The sequence below is a fragment of the Flavobacterium filum DSM 17961 genome, assembly GCF_000425465.1.
GTDB classification, from domain to species: Bacteria; Bacteroidota; Bacteroidia; order Flavobacteriales; family Flavobacteriaceae; genus Flavobacterium; species Flavobacterium filum.
Genome location: NZ_AUDM01000008.1, coordinates 119,144 through 137,510 on the forward strand (window position 1 = coordinate 119,144; position 18,367 = coordinate 137,510).

16 protein-coding genes are annotated in these 18,367 nt (G+C 27.2%); 11 read left to right on the forward strand and 5 right to left on the reverse strand.

The window, feature by feature from the left end; all coding sequences use genetic code 11:
- The first annotated feature begins 4 nt into the window (after positions 1–4).
- From H601_RS0105850 to H601_RS16100, 4 genes are read left to right on the forward strand one after another with little or no spacing between them, the layout of a single operon-like run.
- Positions 5–1,384, forward strand: coding sequence for an asparagine synthase-related protein (locus H601_RS0105850; protein WP_026710636.1), 1,380 nt, complete (start codon positions 5–7; stop codon positions 1,382–1,384).
- Positions 1,381–2,553 (forward strand): glycosyltransferase family 4 protein, encoded by a 1,173-nt coding sequence (locus tag H601_RS0105855; protein WP_026710637.1) that lies wholly within the window; start codon positions 1,381–1,383, stop codon positions 2,551–2,553. The genes H601_RS0105850 and H601_RS0105855 overlap by 4 nt, the downstream gene beginning before the upstream one ends.
- Complete coding sequence (locus H601_RS0105860; protein WP_026710638.1) at positions 2,546–3,727, forward strand: glycosyltransferase family 4 protein; 1,182 nt, start codon at positions 2,546–2,548, stop codon at positions 3,725–3,727. Before H601_RS0105855 ends, H601_RS0105860 begins: the two co-directional genes overlap by 8 nt.
- 23 nt (positions 3,728–3,750) lie before the next feature.
- The gene (locus tag H601_RS16100; RefSeq protein WP_026710639.1) at positions 3,751–4,797 is read left to right on the forward strand and encodes an exostosin domain-containing protein; all 1,047 of its coding nucleotides are present in this window, start codon (positions 3,751–3,753) and stop codon (positions 4,795–4,797) included.
- 8 nt (positions 4,798–4,805) lie between these two features.
- Here H601_RS16100 and H601_RS15335 read toward each other — a convergent pair whose 3' ends face one another.
- The 4 genes from H601_RS15335 to H601_RS0105890 all read right to left on the reverse strand — a co-directional run bounded on the left by H601_RS15335 (position 4,806) and on the right by H601_RS0105890 (position 8,780).
- The gene (locus tag H601_RS15335; protein WP_051220673.1) at positions 4,806–5,432 is read right to left on the reverse strand and encodes a class I SAM-dependent methyltransferase; all 627 of its coding nucleotides are present in this window, start codon (positions 5,430–5,432) and stop codon (positions 4,806–4,808) included.
- Between the two features lie 14 nt (positions 5,433–5,446).
- The gene (locus tag H601_RS16890) at positions 5,447–5,944 is read right to left on the reverse strand and encodes an acyltransferase (protein ID WP_051220674.1); all 498 of its coding nucleotides are present in this window, start codon (positions 5,942–5,944) and stop codon (positions 5,447–5,449) included.
- A 714-nt stretch (positions 5,945–6,658) separates the two neighbouring features.
- A complete protein-coding gene (locus H601_RS16105; protein WP_051220675.1) occupies positions 6,659–7,624 on the reverse strand; it encodes a glycosyltransferase family 2 protein in 966 nt (321 codons plus the stop codon).
- Positions 7,625–7,637: 13 nt separating this feature from the next.
- The gene (locus H601_RS0105890) at positions 7,638–8,780 is read right to left on the reverse strand and encodes a hypothetical protein (protein WP_026710641.1); all 1,143 of its coding nucleotides are present in this window, start codon (positions 8,778–8,780) and stop codon (positions 7,638–7,640) included.
- A 281-nt stretch (positions 8,781–9,061) separates the two neighbouring features.
- Here H601_RS0105890 and H601_RS0105895 point away from each other — a divergent pair, with 281 nt between their 5' ends.
- The 7 genes from H601_RS0105895 (at position 9,062) to H601_RS0105925 (ending at position 17,260) form a co-directional block, all read left to right on the forward strand.
- Positions 9,062–10,366 carry a glycosyltransferase family 2 protein gene (locus H601_RS0105895; RefSeq protein WP_245571618.1) on the forward strand — a complete coding sequence of 435 codons (1,305 nt, stop codon included), beginning with the start codon at positions 9,062–9,064 and terminating at the stop codon, positions 10,364–10,366.
- Positions 10,367–10,468: 102 nt separating this feature from the next.
- The gene (locus H601_RS0105900; protein WP_026710643.1) at positions 10,469–11,509 is read left to right on the forward strand and encodes a glycosyltransferase family 4 protein; all 1,041 of its coding nucleotides are present in this window, start codon (positions 10,469–10,471) and stop codon (positions 11,507–11,509) included.
- A gap of 62 nt (positions 11,510–11,571) precedes the next feature.
- Complete coding sequence (locus H601_RS0105905; protein ID WP_169628254.1) at positions 11,572–12,612, forward strand: glycosyltransferase; 1,041 nt, start codon at positions 11,572–11,574, stop codon at positions 12,610–12,612.
- 30 nt (positions 12,613–12,642) lie between these two features.
- A complete protein-coding gene (locus tag H601_RS0105910) occupies positions 12,643–13,461 on the forward strand; it encodes a class I SAM-dependent methyltransferase (protein WP_026710645.1) in 819 nt (272 codons plus the stop codon).
- 22 nt (positions 13,462–13,483) lie between these two features.
- The gene (locus tag H601_RS0105915) at positions 13,484–14,821 is read left to right on the forward strand and encodes an O-antigen ligase family protein (protein ID WP_026710646.1); all 1,338 of its coding nucleotides are present in this window, start codon (positions 13,484–13,486) and stop codon (positions 14,819–14,821) included.
- Positions 14,793–15,803: a glycosyltransferase family 4 protein gene (locus H601_RS0105920; protein WP_026710647.1), complete on the forward strand. Its 1,011-nt coding sequence runs from the start codon at positions 14,793–14,795 to the stop codon at positions 15,801–15,803. Before H601_RS0105915 ends, H601_RS0105920 begins: the two co-directional genes overlap by 29 nt.
- Positions 15,804–15,865: 62 nt before the next feature.
- Positions 15,866–17,260, forward strand: a complete 1,395-nt coding sequence (locus H601_RS0105925) for a sugar transferase (protein WP_026710648.1) — start codon at positions 15,866–15,868, stop codon at positions 17,258–17,260.
- On the opposite strand, the gene H601_RS0105930 is transcribed toward H601_RS0105925, so the two are convergent.
- Positions 17,228–18,367, reverse strand: coding sequence for a lipoprotein N-acyltransferase Lnb domain-containing protein (locus tag H601_RS0105930; RefSeq protein ID WP_026710649.1), 1,140 nt, complete (start codon positions 18,365–18,367; stop codon positions 17,228–17,230). The genes H601_RS0105925 and H601_RS0105930 overlap by 33 nt on opposite strands.

Here is an 18,367-nt window from a genome sequence, read left to right on the forward strand (position 1 = left end):
GGAAATGAAAGAGATTAAAACGGCAATTATCCCCGTAAAAACTGATTTTGTAGGTTTGAAAAGTGAAATTGATCATAAAGCCATTTGCATTTTTGCAGCTACCGGTTTTTTTCTTGATGACGATACCTACTTTGTAAATCAAAAAGCTCTTAGACCAGCCACCAATTATACACTTTCGGATGATTCGAATTCAATTATAAAAGAAGAAAACTATTTTAAATGGCATTATTCACCATTTGAACGACCTTTTGATCAAATTGTGGAAGAATTTACTGTTTTGTTTGAGAAAATTATTAATGAACAAGTGCAAGATAAAAAAGTCATTTTGCCACTTTCCGGTGGATTAGATAGTAGAACTCAAGCTGCTGCTTTAAGGCATTTGAATAAAAAAGTGCATGCCTATAGTTACGAATTTGAAAATGGTCATAACGAAACAAAATATGCCGAACAGATTGCAAAAGTATGTGATTTTCCATTCGAAAAATGGATAATTCCTAAAGGTTATTTATGGAAAGATATAGAGGAAATCGCTTCAATAAATCAATGCTATACAGAATTTACTCATCCCAGACAAGCAGCTGTTTTGAATAAATTAGCCGGTTTAGGTGAAGTGATTAGTTTAGGTCATTGGGGCGATGTATTGTTTGATAATATGGATTTGCCTTCTCAACTTTCTATAGATGAACAAGTTGATATAATGATTAAAAAAGTCATTAAGAAAAGTGGAATTGAATTTGCAGAAAAGTTGTGGAAATCATGGGATTTAGAAGGAGATTTCTATTCTTATTTTCGCCAAAGAATTAAAAAATTGTTGGAGGAAGTAACAATTTCTGAAGAAGCAAATGCACAAACAAGAGCTTTTAAAAGTTTATATTGGGCTTCGAGATGGACCGGAAGTAATTTAAGTTTTTTTGAAAAAGTTAAGCCTATAACCTTGCCTTATTATGATGAAAGAATGTTACAATTTATATGTTCCGTTCCAGAACGATTTTTGGCAAAACGACAAATTCAAATTGCCTACTTAAAAAAACAAAATCCTCAATTAGCCAAAATAACATGGCAAGATCAACGTCCGTTTAATTTGTATAGTCATCAATGGAATTATTTTCCATGGAATTTTCCATATAGAGTTTATCAAAAGATCAGAAAAGATTATGTTGTAAAAAATAAAGTTAGAAACAATTATGAAAATCAATTTTTAGGTAATGAGAATGAAATCGAACTGAGAAAATGGTTGTTTGAAAACCAAAAATTTAAAGCATTTTTAGATCCAAAATTAGTCGAAGAAATGTATGATGGGTTTATAAACGAAAATCATTTGAGTTATTCACATGTAATCAGTACCTTGCTGACGTTATCATTGTTTACTAAAATTTCAGAATGAAACGGTTAAAAAAAATTGTGATTTATTGTGGTGAACTACCACCGCCAACCTTTATTGATCGCTTGATTATTGGATTAGCAAATGAAGATTTTAAACTTTTTATTTCAGGAAGAAAAAGAGGAACATTACATTATCCAAAACAAATTTCAGTGCTGACTTATTCAGGAAAAATTAGTCAAGTTTTCACGGTTTTACTCTACACATTTTTGCTATGGCTTCAACGACCAAAAGACAAAAAAGTTTTAGATAATTGGATTAAAAAGAAAAAAACAAGTCCATTTAACGCACGTTTGAAGTTTTATCCAATTCTTTATCAACGCCCGAAAATAATACATATACAATGGGTAAAATCAATTTCAGATTGGACTTGGGTAAAAAAATTAGACATCAAATTAGTGGTGAGTTTGAGAGGAGCACATGTCAATTATACCCCTATTGCCAATCCTGAATATGTTGAAATTTATCAAAAATGTTTTCCTTTGGTGGATGGCTTTCATGCGGTTTCTGAAGCTATTAAAACGGAAGCTCTAGCGTATGGTTTAACTGAAAACAAAACTAAAGTTATTTATAGCGGATTAGATTTGAATAATTTTTCATTTCGTGAAGAAAATAAAAATAATACTTTACTTCAAATTATATCAATTGGAAGAGGACATTGGAAAAAAGGATATGATATAGCACTTGATGGATTGAAAATTTTAAAAGATAAAAATGTTTCTTTTCATTATACAATTGTTGGTATAGAAGAAAACGAAGAGCTATTGTTTCAGCGAAAACAATTAAACTTAGAAAATGAAGTTACGTTTTTAAAGAAAATGGAATTTGAATCCGTAAAGCAAAAAATTCAATCTTCGGATATTTTACTTTTGCCGAGTGTAGAAGAAGGAATAGCCAATGTAGCTCTAGAAGCTATGGCATTAGGTACATTGGTTATTTCATCAGATTGTGGTGGAATGAACGAAGTCATAAAGGATAATGAAAATGGCTTTATTTTCAAAGTAAGAAATGTTGATCAAATGGTGGATAAAATTCAATATGCGATGAAACTTAGCGATGAAGCAAAAAGAAAAATTGTTAAAAATGCAAGAATTACCATTGAAAATCAACATTCAGCAGAAATGATGATGCATTCATTTTCTAATTTTTACAAAGAAATTATAAATGAGTAATAAAAAACGAATCGGACTCGTATTGCCAAATCATCCCTCTTACTCTGAAACTTTCTTTATTTCAAAAATAAAAGGTTTACAGCAAAAAGGGATGGAAGTAGTAATGTTTACTAACGCACCAAAAAAAAAGGATTTCAAATTATGTCCGGTTGTATATTTAAAAACAAAGCTTAGTTTTATTAGTTTTATAAAAGAGGCTTTTATATTTTTATACATCATTTTTACACAATTTAAAAGGGTAATATTGCTTTTTTCTTTGAATAAAAAAGATAAGATGCGTTTTTTTAAAAACATCAAAAATATCTTTTTAAATCGCTATTTTCTGAATCAAAAATTGGATTGGTTGCATTTTGGATTTGGTACTATGGCTTTGGAACGTGAAAATGTAGCACAGACAATAAATGCTAAAATGGCTGTCAGTTTTAGAGGTTTTGATTGGTATGTTTATCCGGTAAAAAACGAGAATTGTTATCAAAAATTATTTAAAAAAGAAGTAAAGTACCATGTTCTTTCAAAAGGAATGAAAAGTGACTTAATTCAATATGGGATTCATGAAGAAAAAATTGATGTGATTTCACCTTTTATTGATGTAGTTAAGTTTCATAATAATTATGATTCTTTCTTAAAAAATAATAAAGAAACTAAAATCATTTCAATAGGAAGACTTCATTGGATTAAAGGTTATAATTATATTTTTGAAGCTTTATCAATATTAAAAAGTAAAGGAATTCATTTTAAATATTCAATAATAGGAGATGGATTGGAAAAAGAGCGACTTTTGTTTCAAGCTCAACAGCTAGGAATTTCTGATAATGTAACTTTTTATGGTAAAGTAGATCATGATGAATTGACAAAAATAGTTATCATGCATGATATATTTATTCAATATAGTAATCAAGAAGGTTTTTGTAATGCTGCATTAGAGGCTCAATCAATGGAATTATTGTGTGTAGTTAGTGATGCTGATGGATTAAAGGAGAATGTTGTTGATGGTGAAACAGGATGGATTGTGCCTAAAAGAAGTCCTTTGAAATTGGCAAATAAGCTTGATGAAATTGTAAAGTTATCATTTCAGGAAAGTGAAATAATTAAAAATAACGCAAGGCAAAGGGTTGAACAAAATTTTAATTTTGAAATACAAATAAATAATTTCATAACTTTTTACAATAAATAAATTAAAAAACAAACTAATTAATTTTGAAAGTTTTTATTCCAAATGTCAATTTTAATACTGTGAATAGTTTGTCAATTTTTATTTTGACTAGGCCTTTTTTTTCTGAATCAGGATGGTGTAATGATGATGAATTGAAAAGAAAATGGAATGTTATCAATTCAGTTGAATATACCTCAAATATTTCAGAAGCCAGATTTGTATTAATTCCTCATTCTATAAATTGGTATTTTGAACATAATAGTCAAAATGAACTAATTGATATTAATTCAGATTGTAAAAGATTAAATATAAAAGCTTACGGAATTATAGTTGGTGATTTGGGTATTTCTTTTCCTGATTTTTCGAATATTTATTATTTCAGGATGGGAGGATTTAAGTCACAACTTTCTTCAAAAAATATGAGTTTTCCATTTTCTCTTTCAGATCAATGGGTTACTATTTTTAAATCAAAAGATCCAATTCCAAATCAAAAAAATGAAGTTCCGGTAATTGGCTTTTGTGGCCATGCAAGTTTTGATATTAGAAAAAATGTAATTGAAAAATTAAAATTTTTCAAAGAAAATTGTTTTAGATTAATAAAGAATCCTTTTCGAAATGACTTTGAACCGTTATTCGCATCAGCTTTTGAAAGGGCTTGCTTATTAAGGTCATTTGAAAAATCCTCTAAAATTAAAACTAATTTTATCTATAGAAATCATTACAGGGCAGGGGCAAAAAATGAAAAGGAAAGACGAGATACAACAATTGAGTATTATAATAACCTAAAAGATTCTGATTATATACTTTGTTTAAGAGGGGCAGGTAATTTTTCAGTAAGGTTATATGAAACATTGATGATGGGAAAAATACCAATATTCATCAATACCGATTGTATTTTGCCATTTGAGGATAAAATTGATTGGAAGAATCATGTAGTATGGGTAGAATGGGAGCATAGGAAAAATTGTGCAGCGATAGTATCTGATTTTCACGCGAACATCAGTAATAATGATTTTATCAGATTACAAGAATCAAATAGGAGATTATGGAAAAATCAACTTTCTGTATCTGCAATTTTGGAAAAATTATAGACTTTAAATTAATCTTTTACTGCTAAAAGTATAGTCCAAGGAAGTGGAGATTCAACAGCAATTACTTTACCAAACTCTTTTTCAACCAGTTTAATAATTTTCTTTTTTGACCAATGGTTTAAATGTCCTGGTGTGTTTCCAAAATCTTTTAAATATTTAAACCTACACATATTCAAAAAACACCAGAGAGGTTCTCTAGGTACACCTAAAATTAAATATTTTTTACTAACTCTTTTAATTTCCTGAAGAGCTTTTTCCGGATAATCTAAATGTTCTAAAACTTCTAAAAGAAAAATTAAGTCAACACTATTTTCTTCTGACTGTAACTCATAAACACTTTCTTGAAAAATAGTAATATCAGGATTATTTATTTTTGCCTTATTAACTAATTCTTCAACAAATTCAGAAGCTGAAATGTTTTTTACTAGTTTTTTTAAAATAGAAGTTGATCTTCCTTCTCCTGCACCAATTTCGTGAGCATTTTGAATTGAAGATGTTTTTTGTAATAAATTTTTTACGGATTTAAAATAATTTTCAACAAGTGTTTTGGCAATAAAACCATTGTTTTCATATTTACCTGCAAAATCTTCTTGATGTGGAGTTGCTTTTAATTTTGAATGGTCAATTTGTGTCATTATTATACTAGTTGTTAATTTATTAATGTTTTTGAATTGGTATAACCCACAATTTTGGCTGGATTTCCACCAACAATAGTTCCCGGTGGAACATCTTTAGTTACCACAGCACCAGCACCAATTACTGCACCTTTACCAATTGTAATTGGTTTTATTACTAGGGCATTCATGCCTATAAATACATTGTCTTCAATAACTACATTTCCTGTACTGAATTCTGAAACACCTTCTGCAGTAATGATTGGAAAATGATTTATTATTTTAACCCCCGAAGTAATAAAAACATTGTCACCGATTGAAGTTGTAACATTTTTTAAATTATCAAACAATACACTAGTCCCAATAAAGACTGTTTTACGGTTTTTAAATTTAATGCCATATAATTTTAACAATTTAGTTCGGAGTAAAGGTGGAATATAGAATTGCATTGAAAGGTGAAGTAAAATAAATTTTATTCCTTTTTTTAAAAAAGAAAGTGAAAGTTTGTTCCAAGTGGCGGTATGATTTTTCATAATTTATTTAATTTCAACGCTTTAATTGTCTTGTAGAAATACTAGTAAGACCAATATGTTCTGTGACATTTTTCCTGAAAATTAGAGTAATTGCAATGATTACCACTTTCAGCATTACCTATGCTTTTTAAAAATTATTTTTTTTAAGTCCAAATCTACTATTCATAATTTCGTTCGTTTTTTTAAAAGGCTAAAAGCGTTTTATTTATTTTAAAATGATTCATATTTTTAAGTGATACTAAAAAAAAAACAATACTTTACTAAGAATTTAAATCCGGTAGCAACAATTAAAATGAAGTTAAAAACCTTCGAGTATTTTAATCTAAAATTGCTTGGGAAGTTCTTCATTATTTGTAAACATAAAATTTTGAAATAATAAAACGCAAAGGTGTTAAAATTAAAACTGTTATAAAAGTACTTATCAAATAGTTAATTTCAAAATAATTGAAAGTATTGTATAAAACATTTGCCAAAAAGTAAAAAAAAACTAAGCTTAAGCAGAATTTTATTAGCTTACTGTAGCTATGTGAAGTTTTAAAAAGCAATCTTAATTGAATCGTATAAAGCATAAGATATAAAACACCATAGACAATCATAAATGCAATCGACTTGTTCGTTTTTAAAATGTCAACTAAAATATATAGCGATATGAATACAAAACTGTAGCCAAAAAAACTAATAAAAATATATTTTAAAACTTGAGATTGTAATTCTTTATTTTTTAGGATCTTCAAAATGAGTTTGTTTTAGAAAGTATAAAATTTTTTCTTGATTTCTTCTAATTCGACCTAGCATATCCGCTAAAAAAGAAAAAATAGTCACGAGTAAACTCATCCCTAAAAGTGAAATCCCAATTATACCAAAACTCTTGTAGGGCGTTAAAGTATCGTTGATAATCCAATGAATTAATGCCCATCCGCCAAAGAATAAGCTTATCAGAAAAATAAATAAAGCAATCGATAAAAAGAATTGAAGTGGTTTATAATCTTTTAATGATTTGAATATAATAACTGAAGTTTTAGTAGCATAAAGAATCAAGCTATTAGCTACTCTAGAAATCCTATTGTCAAAATAGAACACTGTAATTGGAACCTGTTCTACCTTAAATCCTTTGTTTAATAAATCAAGGATGGTTTCGTGAGTATAAGTAAAACTTCCATCTAAATTTAAACTTAACAAAGTATCTCTAGAATAAGCTCTAAAACCGCAGGAAGCATCTTGTATTTTTGTATTAGAAACGAAACTAACAATCTTATTTACTTGTTTATTACCCCAAAACTTAATGTTTGACATTTTATCGGGCTTACCGTCAGAAAATCTGATTCCTAAGCAAAAATCTGCTTTTTCTGACAATAAAGGTTCTAAAAGAAGGTCAATTTCATTCACATCAAATTGTCCGTCAGCATCCATACTTACTAAAATGTCAGCATTTGATTTAATGGCATATTTTATTGCTGTTTGAAACGCCTCACCAACACCTTTGTTCTTCATATGACTTATAACAGTTGCACCATTCTTTTTTGCTTCTTCAACTGTTTTATCTGTACTACCATCATTGACTACTAATATTTCAATTTGTTCGAAATAATTAAAGTCTTTTTGCTTCAAAGAGTTAATAACATTTGAAATGGTTTCTTCTTCATTAAATGCGGGCATGTAGATTAATAATTTTTTGAGCATATGCATACTGTAATTATTTATAAAAAATTAAATACGATAATCTAATTTCGTTTACAATTAATAAAAGCGAAACTATTTGTGAAAAATAAATAAAATAAATGTTTGACAAATTTAATTTTAAAAAAGCATAATAATAGCCAAGATAAATAATAGGTAATAAAACTAACCAATATCTGCTAAACCCAGTCCCTGCTAATATTAGACCAATAAAAACAAGACAGAAAGCAATTAAAAAGTATTTTGTTAATTCTATTTTTAAATTTTTGTAATAACCCCAAAAAATTAATAATAATAATATAATGCTAATAGTATAATTTCTAATCCCGGTGATAGGAATAAATAATGATATAAAAGCAGGCACTCCATTTATTTTTTTAACTTCATAATGCTGTTCAAGACCTAATCCACATTTGATGTTATATAGTAAAATATTATCATCTGATTTAAAACGATTAAAGTAACTAATTTCACTAAGATTACTACTTTCAACAAAATAAACATATTTAATCCAAAGGAATAAAGGTGTTGAGAATAATATGGAAATAACTATAAATTTTATTACTTGTTTTTTTGGATTTTTTATTAAGTCAAAATAGTAAACCAATAAAAGCCCTCCTAACACTGCAAATAAATGTCGTGTGAATATTAAAATTATCAAGAAAATAAAAAGTCTTTTATAGTTGTGAATATTCTTCGGTTCGTTTAAGTAATACATAAAACCCCAAAATGAAAACATAACAATTGCTTCAGGATACAAAGATGAGTGACTTGAAATATAGCCAGAAGCAGTTATGATAAGTAATAATAATGAGTAGATGATTTTTTTCTCAATATTCAGTTTAACTAAAAGTAAAAAAACATATCTAAGTGCTAAAATAGTTAAAAGTATGTGCGTTATTTTATGTAAAATAAACCCTAATAACGGATAAGAATCAATTTTAAAAAAAGCCATCATAAATGGTATTATCGGAACAACAGATGATGGATAGTCTGTTTGATAATATTTTCCTTTTAATATGTTTTCTGCAATTTGATAATAAGTTATTTCATCTCCACTTAATGTCAAAAAGATGCTTCTTAATGAAATAAGGAAAGTAAATAAAAACAAAATGCTAAAAATTTTTTCCTCTTTTATAAATTCAAGTGTTTTTTTCATTCGAATAATTTGATTATAATTTCAAAGGGATTAATTATAGCTTATTTGTTTTACAAATATATAATTTTAGGATTGTTCACCAAGTTTATTCTCATATTAAAAATGATATTCAACTTGAAATATATTGAAGATACTCAATACATATTAATACGTATTTTCAATACTTGAAAAACTTTTTGAAATCATAAATAGACTACAATCAATTTTATTGTATTTTTACCACATAAAGAAATTTTCTTTTTACGACCTAATTTTATTAAATTTTTGTGATTTTTAATTTTTTGAAATACATACAACCAATTTGGTATTTTAATTTAAAGCCAGTTAAAGATTATGGTTATTTTCCTAGTATTGCTCAACTCTCAAAAAATAATGTCTCAATAGAAATAGATAAACGCTATAAAGATAAAATTTCTCAAGAGAGAGATGTTGCATGGATAGCTTTTCAATCGGGTTTTATAAATTTGGAATATAAGAAAGATACTAATATTTGGGATGACTATGAATTACCCATAATTGATGAGTATATTTTTTTAAGGAAAAATTTCCACTATGCTTGGGTAGTATATGTTTTATTGATAAGGATTATTACCTTTCATAATCCATTTAAAGAATTGTTTTGTTTTTTTAAAACAATTGGCATTAAAAAAGAAAAATATATTGAAAATCAATTTGAATATAAAAAATACGATCATTTTGAAAGCGAACTTATAAAAAGCAATCCTTTTGTTACTGTAATTATACCAACATTAAATCGATATTCTTATTTAGAAGATGTGCTTAAAGATTTGGAACTTCAAGATTATAAAAATTTTGAAGTTATTGTAGTTGATCAATCTGAGCCATTTAAAGAAGATTTTTATAAAGATAGAAACTTAAATTTACGCTATTGGTATCAACATGATAAAGCACTTTGGAAAGCTAGAAATGATGCAATTAAAAATGCTAAAGGAGATTTAGTTTTATTATATGACGATGATTCAAGAGTTGAAGAAAATTGGATTTCTGAACATTTAAAAGTGTTAGATTTTTTTAAAGCTGATATTTCATCAGGAGTTTCATTGAGTACAATTGGAGCTAAAATCCCTAAACACTATAGCTATTTTAGATGGAGTGAACAGTTAGATACAGGAAATGTATTATTGAAAAAAGAAATTTTTGATAAAATTGGCTATTTTGATTTAAAATTTGAAAAACAAAGAATGGGTGATGGGGAGTTTGGTTTACGTTGCTATCTTAATGGGTATAAAAACATATCTAATTTTAAAGCTAAAAGAATTCATTTAAAAGTTTCAGAGGGTGGGCTTAGACAAATGGGAAGTTGGGATGGTTGGCGACCTAAAAAGTTGTTTGGACCAAGACCAGTTCCTAGTGTTTTATACTTAACTAGAAAGTATTTTGGAAATAAATTAACGATATTATATATATTAAAAACGATACTACCCTCTCTTGTTCCTTATAAATTTAAAAAATATAGGTTTTTGAAAATAGTATCCTTTGTATTATTACCTATATTTTTGCCATTAGTACTTTTTCAAATTATTACTTCATGGAAATTGGCAAGCGAGAAATTGATTGAAAATTAGTGCTTAAAAAAAGAGTTTTATTGTTAATATTTGAAGATAAAAAAGTAAAATTCAGTTTAAATCATGAAGAAATTTTGAATATTAATATTTATAAATAATTGAATGAAAGTACTTCAAGTAATTGATGAGTTGAAAATTGGTGGTGCAGAAAAAGTATATGTTACTATTTGCAATACTCTTCATAAAAACAACGTTGAGGTATCTTGTTTGTTTTTACGCGAGGGAGGAGTGCTCTCAAAAGAGTTAAAAGAAATGAATACTTTTTTTCAACTTCATAGATATAATAAATGGAGCTTCAAAAAAATGTATGAATGTAGTAGAATAATTAAAAATTATCAAATTATTCATTGTCATTTAAGGCATGTTTACTTTTACATCAAGTTAATTTCAATAATTTTTAATGTCAAGGGAAAAATTATTTTTCACAATCATAGTTCAAAAAAGTTGAATAAATTCGAACAATTCTTACTCAAACATTTATTTAAACCTAAATATTTGATATGTGTTGATAATTTTATGTTTGATGAATATTCAAAAATATTGAAAAATAAAGAACATGAGATTTTCTTGTTAAAGAATATCATTCTAGTACATCCAAATAAAAATAGTGTTAAAAAGGATAAAAGTATATTTGAATTGGTACTTGTTGGCAATTTTAAAAAGAACAAAAACAATATTTTTGCAATTGAAATTGCTGAAAAACTAAAAAAAAGTTTACTATTGATTGGGAAAAATCAAGATCTTGTCTATTACAACCAATTAAAGGAAAGAAAAGACACTTCTTTAGAAAAAATAATCATGATGGAAGATGTTGATGATGTAAATGATTATCTTAAAATGGCTCATTTTGGGTTAATGGTTTCATTAAAAGAAACCGGACCATTAGTGCTTCTTGAATACTTGAATAATGAATTACCTTTTTTGGCTTTTGATACTGGAGAGATTTCTAAGATGCTAAAGCCTCATTATCCAGAATTTTTTATAGATAATTTTGATGTAAATTCATGGGTAGAAAGGATAAATTTAATTTTTGCAAAGGAATATGATAAATCAAAAATGCATAAAATTATAAATCAATATTTTGGCGAAGAGGAATTTTTTAAGAATTTAATGTTTATTTATAAATGTGTGCAAAAAAATTAACTATTGTTTCAGACACGGCATTATTTTTTAACGGAAAATCATATTATGGTTTTGGGCCGGTTGTGAAAGAAATTGAATTTATAGAACATTTATTTGATCAAATAGTTTGGATTGGATTTGATAGGCAAGATAGAATGAATGATTTATCTATGCGGAAAATTAACAGCAGTAAAATTAAATTTATTCTTTTAAATAGAGTTGGTGGGAAAAATATAAAATCAATTTTCGAGATACTATTATCTTATCCAAATTTTTTAAAAGTTATAAAAAATGAAATTATTGATTCAGATGTAATCCATACCAGAGCTCCGTCTCATCCGGCACTTGCAGCTTTATTTTTGTCTTTTTTTTACAAAGATAAAATCTGGTGGAATAAATATGCTGGCGATTGGTCTCAAAAGAAACCTTCTTTTTCTTACGGTTTTCAGAGATGGTTGCTAAAAAAAGCGACCCATACTAAAGTTACAATTAATGGTTTTTGGGAGAAACAACCTTCACATTGTTATTCATTTGAAAATCCTTGTTTGACTTCATTCAACATTGAAGACGGAAAAAAATTGATGCTTAAAAGAGATTTTAATTTGCCATTTACATTTTGTTTTGTAGGAAGGTTAGAAGACGTTAAAGGGATACCTAGAATTATTGAAGCGTTAAAACAAATACAAATAGATTTAATTAAAGAAGTACATTTTATTGGAGATGGTAGAAAATTAGAAAATTATAAAAATCATTTATCTTTTTTAAATAATAAAGTTTACTTTCATGGCTTTTTAAATAGTGAAAAAGTACATTATTTTTTAAAAAAGTCTGATTTTATTTTACTTCCTTCTGATTTAGAGGGTTTTCCAAAAGTTGTTGCCGAAGCCGCTTGTTTTGGTGTAATCCCAATCGTTTCAAATGCAGGTAGTATTTCACATTATGTAAATGATAAAAATGGTTTTCTTTGGGATATTAATTCAAATAGTGAATATAAAGAGGCTTTTATACATGCAATAAATGAAAAACCAGACGTACTTATTCAAAAATCAAAAGAAGTACTTTTATTAGCAGAAAAATTTACATTTGAAAAATATTTAGAAAAATTAAAAAAGCATATTTTATAGTCTAATCAAACGAAGATCACATCTTGAATTATGAAAACAAAAGAAGAAATATTAGATATTAATTTAAATCAAAAAGAATTTTATAATTCTAAAAAGAAAAATTTACCTACTAAAATATGGTCTTTTTTTAGGAGTGGACTTTTATCTTCAATTCGTAAAGAAGTTGGAATTCAAGAAATGGTATATTCTAAACATAAAGAGTGGCTTGCTGATTTGTCAACAAAGAAAGTGTTAGATTTAGGTTGTTATTCAGGAAATAATTTGTCATTATATATTGCAGAAAATAGTAAAGAATATATTGGAATTGATTTAAGTGATATAGCAATAGAAAAATTATCAAAAAAATTAAGTCATCTACCAAATGCAAAAGCATTAGCAGTAGATTTTTTATCAGATGATGATTTCCCTGACAGTGAATTTGATATAATTTACGCTTATGGAGTATTGCATCATTTTCAAAATGTTAATCTTCTAATTGATCGTTTGAATTTGAAATTAGCAAAAGACGGTGTGATTATTAGTTATGATCCATTAGAAACAAGTTTACCAGTTAAACTAGTTAGAATTTTATACAGACCATTTCAATCAGATAAAGACTGGGAATGGCCTTTTACAAAAAAAACGTTTCAGAGTTTTGAAAGTTCATTTGATATTGTTGAGAGAAGAGGTGTAATTGGAAAAATTAAATGGTTTTTTGTAATAAAATTATTACCGATATCTAAAAGTAAAAAAAATGCTATTGGAAAGGCATGGAATTTATCTGATTGGGAAGAATCATCACATAGTCTAAATAAAATGTTTTCTTGCATGCATCTAACAATGAAAATGAAGAAAAAATCCATTAATTGAAACTGTCTAGCAATTAGAGTTCATGAAAAATAGAGAATATATCAAATTTATTTTAATTCATTTATTAATAGGATTAATTCTTTATTTTATACCCTCTTTATCTAAAATTTATAGTTTCGGAACGTTTATAATTGCTTTAATCTGGGTTTTTAGAAATAAAAACGCAAATGATGAAGCTTTAAAAGCAGCTGCTTATTTTGTTGGATCTGAGATTCTTATAAGGATGACGTATGGTTACTTTTTTTATGAACATACTAAATATATTGTAATTATTATTCTTCTTTTGGGAATATATTTTAAAGGTTTTGCAAAAAACGCATTCCCTATTTGGACTTTTGCATTACTCTTAATTCCTGGGTTATTTGTTGCAATGTTAGATATTGGTCATGATCCTAGGTTCAGACAAATGGTTCTTTTTAATCTTTCAGGACCTATATGTTTAATAGTGGCTTCCTTGTATTGTTACATGTATAAAATTAAAATTGAAAAAATATATGAAGTTTTATTGTTTATAGGTTTACCAATATTAAGTACTTTAGTTTACATCATTATTTTTACACCTAATTTAAAGGATTATTTTAAACATACAGGTTCGCAATTTGCAACTTCTGGTGGTTTCGGACCTAATCAAGTTGCAACAATTCTTGGACTTGGAATGTTTATATTTTTATCAAGAGTACTACTAAATTCTAAATCCAAATTACAACTAATTATTAATTTGATTTTAACATTATTATTATCTTACAGATGTTTAATAACTTTCTCCAGAGGAGGCTTAATCACAGGAATTATAATGATGGTTTTGTTAATTGGAATATTAACATTTAAAGTAAATAGCTTAGGTCGATTTAAAGTCTATAAATTTTTTATCATATTAGCTTTTGGATTATTATTGGTTTGGACATATTCAACATTTATTACTTCAGGTTTTATTGAAAAAAGATACCTAAATCAAGATGCTTTAGGAAGAGAAAAAGCAGATTTATTATCAGGAAGAGAGAAAATATCCAGAACAGAAATTGATTTGTTTCTAAATAATCCTTTTTTAGGTGGAGGTGTTGGATCTGGAACAGTTCTTAGAAAAGAATTTTATGAAGCTTCTGTTGCTTCTCATAATGAAATTACAAGAATGATAGGTGAGCATGGAACATTAGGAATTTTATCTTTGATTTTATTGCTAACAACACCTTTAATTTTGTATATCGATAATAAAAATCATTTGTTTTTATTGTGTTTTCTTGCATTTTGGTTTCTTACTTTAAATCATGCTGCTATGAGAATTGCAGCTCCAGCATTTATTTATTCTCTTACGTTATTAAAAATAATTAAAGATGAAAAACATATTATACGTAGGAAATAAATTATCTAAACATGGAATTAATGTTACTTCAATTGAAACATTAGGGCCTCTACTCGAACAATCGGGCTTTAAAGTCATTTATACATCTTCAGTTAAAAATATATTTTTTAGAATAATCGATATGATTTTTACATTAATTTTTAATGTAAAGAGAATCGATTTTATTCTTATTGATACTTATAGTACTTCTGCTTATTGGTATGCTGTTATTATTTCTTCTTTATCTAAGCTATTCAGGATTAAGTATGTTTTAATTTTAAGAGGTGGTAATTTACCAAGCAGATTATCATCAAATCCCAATTCAATGAATTTTATTTTAAATAATTCGATTTGTAATTGTGTTCCTTCTAAATATCTATATACTTCATTTATGAATGCCGGAATTTCTAAATTAAAGTACATTCCTAATAATTTGGATATTAAGCAATATGATTTCAAAAAGAGAGAAGTTTTTTTTCCAAAAATATTATGGGTTAGGGCATTTGAAAAAATTTATAATCCAGAAATGGCTTTTAGAGTTTTTGCTGGCTTGAAAGAAAAATATTCGAATGCTTCTTTTTGTATGATTGGGCCATTTAAAGGAATTTCAGAACAAAGCGTAAGAGATTTATCTGTAAAATATGAAATAGAAGTCGAAATTACAGGTGCATTAAAAAAAAGCGAATGGATTTTAAAATCTACCGATTATGATATATTCATTAATACGACTTTTGTTGATAATACGCCAATTAGCGTAATGGAAGCAATGGCATTAGGTTTACCTGTAATTAGCACAAATGTTGGAGGAATTCCATATTTATTAGATGATAAAAATGATGCGATTTTAGTAGAAAGTAATGATGTAAAACAGATGGTCGATTCTATTGTTAACATAATTGAGAATCCTAGTTTAGGCATTAATTTAACTTTAAAGGCCCGAAAAAAGGTTGAACAATTTGATTGGGAAATTGTTAAAAACCAATGGAAAGAAATTTTAAAATAATGTATTAACGTTTTTTTAAAATTGCTAAATTGCATGCTTAATTTAACTGCCAATAAATCAACATGCAAAGTAAAAAGAAAATTCACTTCGAAGTTTCAGAACGAAAAATTCTTTTAAGAGTTTTTGACGTACTTTTTGTTGTTTTTGCTTTATATATTGTTGGTGAAGTGTTTAATTTCGATTATTTTAACATCACTCCTTCAAACTTCTATTGGACAATACTATTAGGTATTTATATTATTTTTATTGGAACTATTTTTGAAATGTATAATTTGCAAATAGCAAGTAATCAGTTTCAAATTATCAGAAGTATAGTGTTGACTACTGTTACTACCGTTTTGGCTTATTTATTAACGCCTTATTTTACACCGGCTCTTCCTAATAATCGTATACAAATTTTATATTTTTTTCTAGCCATATTTTTTGCATTGCTTATATGGCGAATTTTTTATCAAAAATTTTTAGCTTCTCAGCGTTTTCAGAAAAAAGTAATATTAATTTGTGAAAATCAACAAGCAGATGAATTAATTGCTGGTTTAAAAAGTATTGATCCACATTATTCCATTATCGCGGTTGTGAATCCTAATGATGCAAAAGAGTATAAAATAGCAAACAAGACAGTTAAGGTATTAAAATTAGAAAACTTAAGGAAATTTATTCGTAAAGTTTCTATTTCTGAAATTGTAATTGCAACGCAAAATACTGATGAGATAACTGTTTCACTTTATAATGAATTGTTATTTCTTTTAGAAAATGGTTTTGTGATTCGTGAATATACGCAGGTTTATGAATCATTAACACAACGCATACCGGTTCAATTTGTTTCAAGAGATTTTTATAAATATTTTCCTTTTAGTAGAAGTAATCAAAACAAATTATATTTACTTTCAACGCGTATTTTTGAAATAATAATCGCTCTTCTAGGTTTGAGTGTTGGCATAGTTATTTTTCCTTTAATTTTTATTGGAAATTTATGTGGAAATAGAGGAAAAATGTTTTACACACAAATTAGGGTAGGGAAAAATGGGAAAGAATTCTCAATTTTTAAGTTCAGAACAATGGTTAAAAATGCAGAATCGCAAGGTGCCGTTTTTGCAACCACAAATGATGCAAGAATTACTCCATTTGGAAAATTTTTGCGAAAAACAAGACTAGATGAGTTTCCTCAATTTTATAATATTCTAAAAGGAGACATGGCTGTTATTGGTCCAAGACCAGAAAGACCCGTATTTGTGAATAAAATTGCCGAAGTTATGCCATTTTATCAAACTCGTCACGTACTTAAACCGGGGCTTACCGGTTGGGCACAAGTAAATTATAGCTATGGTGATTCTATTGATGATAGTCTTATCAAACTTCAATACGATTTATACTATATTAAGCACAGAAGTGTCTTTTTAGACCTTAATATTTTGATAAAAACCTTAAGTACTATACTTTTTTTTCGTGGTCAATAATTTTCTAAAACGTCTGTGAAAAAATATAAAAATCAAAATGTGCGTTAAGATAAAAGGAGCCATTATACCTAAATGGGCTTTGTTAAGCATAAACAGTATATAAGTAAAAAGACAGACAACCAGGATTTTTTCAGTTATTTCCAACCATTTTTTATTCTTTTTTCGATAGAAATAAATCAGAAAAAGAAGAAACGGATTAAATAGTAAAACATTATAGTTCATTAAAACCTCTCTATGATCTGAATAAAATCCTACAGTTAATAAAAAAATACCCAACAACCCGGCAATAGTTAAATAAACATAGAAAACCCATTTACTTCTTAACAGTAAAATTAATCCAAGAACGAAATATAATAACAACGATTTATTCCACCAACTTTGGGTTTTAATGGAAGAATCTCTTGTAAAGTGTATGGTTTCTTTATTAACTAATTTTTTACCTTGAAAGGTTGTTTTATGTAAACTGTTAAACAATTCTATGGGTAAAAATAGTTGCTCTGCTGCTTCATCTGTTCGGAAACCAAATATAATATTGATACCAAGTTTTTCAAAATATAAATTATCCATATATGGATTTAATACCTTTCTATAACTGCTGTTTTTTTCATCGGTCTTTAAAATAATATTTTCTCCATAAATTGTATTGAGTTGATCTACAACCATAGTTGTACAGTTTTTATCAATAAATTTATAGGTATAAAATTTATCATCAGAATATAATGACTTGGTCAATTGGTCAAAAAGTTGTTGCTTTTGTTCAAGTGATAATGTTAACTCTTGCTCATAAACACTCCTGTTATCAAGTCGATAGGCATATAAAAAATGTTCAAAAGGAGCTTGATCAACATAATACTGAAGGTCGCCTTTTACGAATTTCAAATAAAAATTTGGCGTGCTAAAATCAAACATTCCAAAATTGAAAACCGTATCAATATTCCTGTTCGGATCTTGAATCCGTATGCCTGTATGACCAAAAAGAGAATGTAATTCATCTCCTTTGTCACAAGTAATAACACTAATTTTCGATTGCTCTGACAACGGATAATTTTGGCTTTTGGATACCAAAGAAATCATCAAAAAAAAGAGGTAAAGTATTTTTGTTTTCAT

Excerpts from the sequence above, each read along its gene's own strand:
- H601_RS0105850 (WP_026710636.1), top strand. The coding sequence starts at position 5 with ATGAAAGAGATTAAAACGGCAATTATCCCCGTAAAAACTGATTTTGTA.
- H601_RS0105855 (WP_026710637.1), top strand. The coding sequence starts at position 1,381 with ATGAAACGGTTAAAAAAAATTGTGATTTATTGTGGTGAACTACCACCG.
- H601_RS0105860 (WP_026710638.1), top strand. The coding sequence starts at position 2,546 with ATGAGTAATAAAAAACGAATCGGACTCGTATTGCCAAATCATCCCTCT.
- H601_RS15335 (WP_051220673.1), bottom strand. The coding sequence starts at position 5,432 with ATGACACAAATTGACCATTCAAAATTAAAAGCAACTCCACATCAAGAA.
- H601_RS16890 (WP_051220674.1), bottom strand. The coding sequence starts at position 5,944 with ATGAAAAATCATACCGCCACTTGGAACAAACTTTCACTTTCTTTTTTA.
- H601_RS16105 (WP_051220675.1), bottom strand. The coding sequence starts at position 7,624 with ATGCTCAAAAAATTATTAATCTACATGCCCGCATTTAATGAAGAAGAA.
- H601_RS0105890 (WP_026710641.1), bottom strand. The coding sequence starts at position 8,780 with ATGAAAAAAACACTTGAATTTATAAAAGAGGAAAAAATTTTTAGCATT.
- H601_RS0105900 (WP_026710643.1), top strand. The coding sequence starts at position 10,469 with ATGAAAGTACTTCAAGTAATTGATGAGTTGAAAATTGGTGGTGCAGAA.
- H601_RS0105910 (WP_026710645.1), top strand. The coding sequence starts at position 12,643 with ATGAAAACAAAAGAAGAAATATTAGATATTAATTTAAATCAAAAAGAA.
- H601_RS0105915 (WP_026710646.1), top strand. The coding sequence starts at position 13,484 with ATGAAAAATAGAGAATATATCAAATTTATTTTAATTCATTTATTAATA.
- H601_RS0105920 (WP_026710647.1), top strand. The coding sequence starts at position 14,793 with ATGAAAAACATATTATACGTAGGAAATAAATTATCTAAACATGGAATT.
- H601_RS0105925 (WP_026710648.1), top strand. The coding sequence starts at position 15,866 with ATGCAAAGTAAAAAGAAAATTCACTTCGAAGTTTCAGAACGAAAAATT.
- H601_RS0105930 (WP_026710649.1), bottom strand. The coding sequence starts at position 18,367 with ATGAAAACAAAAATACTTTACCTCTTTTTTTTGATGATTTCTTTGGTA.